Here is a 3,533-nt window from a genome sequence, read left to right as displayed (position 1 = left end):
TACGAACCCAGAACCCCACGCCTCGCTTGACGAAAGACATAGAGGCTCCCCCTCCTTCTCACCGTTCCGTACCGACACCGACGCCCACCCCGCCGCGTTCCCCTTCAGATACGCCGTGTCGATCTCGATCGCGCGGATCTCGGACTGGGCGGCCAGCCGGTAGCGGATCCAGTCATGCCCCTGGTCCCGGCGGCGACGGGTCTCCCAGCACTCGTGCATCGCCCGCGGCCGGCCCGGCTGGATGGAGTTCGTGGCGGGCGAGTAGAAGAGGTTCGACGCGTCCTCCGCCTGGCCGCCGTTCTCCAGGGCCACGACGTCGAAGGTGCCGAGGGCCGCGAGCCACGCGGGGTCCGGGACGACCTCGCCGTGGACCCGCAGCCGCGCGACGCCCCCGTCGGGGTGCTGGTTCACCCGCAGGTGTGTGAAGCGCTGCTCGACGGACACGGTGAAGCCGTTGGCCGCGTGGCCGCCGACCGGGGTGCGGGGGACGAGCGTCGTCCACTTCACGTCGTCCGCGAGGAGCTCCTCCGGGGACGGGGCGCCGGGGAACGACACGCCCTCGATCGAGACGGCCTGGGGGTAGTTGCCGCGGAAGTGGGCCGTGTCGACCACGACGCCCCGGACGACACCCGGCGCGCCGAGACGGACCAGCGCCCAGTCGTGGTCCTCGGCCGTCGGCCACGGGTGGTCCGCCGAGACGCCACGGCGCCGACGTGTCTCCCAGCCGTCCATGATCTTGCCCTTGTGCCCGAAGTGCTCGGGGTCGAACTCGGCGCGCTCGGGCACCAGGAGGTTCTCGCGCTGGGCGAAGAACTCGTCGTTGGCGGCGATGACCCCGGCTCCGAGCCGACGGTCGGCGAGGTTGGCGTAGTGGGTGAAGGGGAAGTCGGCGGTGCGGTAGTCCGCGTAGGGGTCGCCGCCTCCGTAGGGGTTCGCGTCGCCGGTGAAACGGGCCAAAGGGGATCGATACTGCGCCGTCACTGTGATCAGGTCTGCCTTTCGGAGTGGGGCGCCGCGGGTGCGGGACGGGGATCAGGAGGGCCGGGTGAGGAGTCGCCCCTTCGGGTCGGTGAACTCGCCGTCCGCGACGACGCGTTCGCCGCGCAGCCACGTGGACCTGACCACGCCGTACAGGGTCCTGCCGGCGTACGCCGTGACGCGGTTGCGGTGCTGGAGGGCCGCGGGGTCGACGGTGAACGTCTCGTCGGGGGCGAGGACGGCGAAGTCGGCGTCCCGGCCCACCGCTATGGCGCCCTTGCGTCCGTCCAGGCCCACGAGCCGTGCCGTACGCGTCGACATCCAGCGGACCACGTCCTCCAGACCGTGGCCCCGCTTGCGCGCCTCGGTCCACACCGCCGGCAGGCTGAGCTGAAGGCCGGAGATACCGCCCCAGGCGGTGGCGAAGTCGTCGGTCTTGAGGGCCGCCGTGGACGGGGAGTGGTCGGTGACCACACAGTCGATCGTGCCGTCGGCCAGCGCCTGCCAGAGCAGGTCCTGGTTGGCGGCCTCGCGGATGGGCGGACAGCACTTGAACTCGCTTGCGCCGTCCGGGACTTCCTCTGCCGTCAGCGTCAGATAGTGCGGGCAGGTCTCGACGGTGATGCGTACGCCCTCGCGTCTGGCCTCGGCGATCAGCGGCAGCGCGTCGCTCGACGACAGATGGAGCACGTGCACACGGGCGCCATGCCGTCTCGCCTGCTCGATCAGGATCGTGATGGCCGCGTCCTCGGCGCCGCGCGGGCGTGAGGCGAGGAAGTCGGCGTACTTCGGGCCGCCCTGTTGCCGGGCGGAGGCCAGGCGCTGCGGGTCCTCGGCGTGCACGATCAGCAGTCCGCCGAAACCGGCGATCTCCGCCATCGACCGGTCCAGTTGCTCCCTGTCGAGCTCCGGGAACTCGTCCACGCCCGAAGGCGACAGGAACGCCTTGAAGCCGAAGACGCCCGCGTCGTGCAGCGGCCGCAGGTCCTTGACGTTGTCGGGGAGCGCGCCGCCCCAGAAGCCCACGTCGATGTGTGCCTTGGCCGCGGCGACCTCTTGCTTGGTACGCAGGTGGTCGACGGTCGTGGTCGGCGGGAGGGAGTTGAGGGGCATGTCGACGAGGGTGGTGATACCGCCGGCCGCCGCCGCGCGGGTCGCGGTCCAGAAGCCCTCCCACTCGGTGCGGCCTGGGTCGTTGACGTGCACGTGGGTGTCGACGAGTCCGGGCAGCAGGACGTCGTCGCCGAAGTCCTCCAGCCGGGCTCCCGCCGGCACCCCTGTGTCGTACGGCAGCACGGCCGTGATCCCGCCGCCGGCGACCGCGACCGATGCGGCGCGCGTCCCCTCGGGGGTGATCACGCGCGTCGAACGCAGCACCAGCTCGACGTCGTTCCCTCTGTCGTCGGACACCCGGACCCCTCTCTCGCGCCGGCTCCCACACCAGGGATTTCAACGATCTGTTGAGGGAGTTTTCACTCCCCCATCCCCACCGTCAAGAGCATCCTTGCCCACTGTGCACCCATCTCCGGCGCTCTGTACGTTTCCACAAAATGGAATTAACATTCCAGCAGGCAGAACGTAGCTTTCCAAGAGGTCGGAATGCGACTCGCGGGTAGGCTGTCGCCCTGCTTGCCAGCCGAAAGGAACGCGCCGTGCCGACGTCGAGCGCCAGCTCCACCGACAAGTCGAGCGCCAGCACCACCGACAAGCCGTCCGCCGCGACCGGCGGCGTCCAGTCCCTTGAGCGCGCCTTCGACCTGCTGGAGCGGATGGCCGATGCGGGCGGCGAGGTGGGGCTGAGTGAGCTCTCCGTGAGCAGCGGGCTGCCGTTGCCCACGATCCACCGGCTGATGCGCACGCTCGTGGCCTGCGGTTACGTCCGCCAGCAGCCCAACCGGCGGTACGCGCTCGGCCCCCGGCTGATCCGCCTCGGCGAGTCGGCGTCCCGGCTGCTGGGCACCTGGGCCCGCCCCTACCTCGCCCGGCTGGTCGAGGAGACCGGTGAGACGGCGAACATGGCGCTGCTGGACGGCGACGAGATCGTGTATGTCGCGCAGGTGCCGTCCAAGCACTCGATGCGCATGTTCACCGAGGTGGGGCGCCGGGTGCTGCCGCACTCCACGGGCGTGGGCAAGGCACTGCTCGCGGGCTTCCCGGACGCGGAGGTCCGCGCCCTGCTGACCCGTACGGGCATGCCCGCCGCCACCGAGAAGACGATCACCACGCCGGACGGCTTTCTGGCCGCGCTGGAGGAGGTACGTCGTCTCGGGTACGCCGTCGATGACAACGAGCAGGAGATCGGGGTCCGTTGCCTGGCCGTCTCCGTGCCCGACTCGCCGACCGCCGCGGCGATCTCGATCTCGGGCCCTGCGGGCCGGGTGACGGATCCGGCGACCGAGCGGATCGTGCCCGTGCTGCAGCAGGTGGCCGCGGAGTTGTCCGAGGCGCTGGCCAGTTCCGGGGCGGGCGTCTAGGACCGGCTTCTCGCCCCCGCCGCGAGCGCCTGAACCCGGATTCTCGCCCCCGCCGCCCCTACCCGTCCCATCCCCAGGGGC

Annotated in this window: 3 protein-coding genes; 1 reads left to right on the top strand and 2 read right to left on the bottom strand. The window is 70.9% G+C overall.

Translation table 11 applies throughout. From position 1 onward, the window contains the following. Together alc and allB are read right to left on the bottom strand one after the other, a co-directional pair. A partial coding sequence (gene alc, locus FPZ41_RS45635) for an allantoicase (RefSeq protein ID WP_322621571.1) occupies nt 1-981 on the bottom strand: 981 nt, incomplete at its 3' end. A 51-nt stretch (nt 982-1,032) separates the two neighbouring features. Further along, nucleotides 1,033-2,388, bottom strand: coding sequence for an allantoinase AllB (gene allB, locus FPZ41_RS45630; RefSeq protein ID WP_322621570.1), 1,356 nt, complete (start codon nt 2,386-2,388; stop codon nt 1,033-1,035). 242 nt (nt 2,389-2,630) lie between these two features. Between allB and FPZ41_RS45625 the strand changes: the two genes are divergently transcribed. Further along, the gene (locus tag FPZ41_RS45625) at nt 2,631-3,452 is read left to right on the top strand and encodes an IclR family transcriptional regulator (protein ID WP_322621569.1); all 822 of its coding nucleotides are present in this window, start codon (nt 2,631-2,633) and stop codon (nt 3,450-3,452) included. Nucleotides 3,453-3,533 lie beyond the last annotated feature (81 nt).

It is taken from the genome of Streptomyces acidicola (assembly GCF_009377235.1).
GTDB lineage: Bacteria > Actinomycetota > Actinomycetes > Streptomycetales > Streptomycetaceae > Streptomyces > Streptomyces acidicola.
Note: the sequence above shows the minus strand (reverse complement) of the source record. Positions and strands in the feature narration are given on the sequence as shown.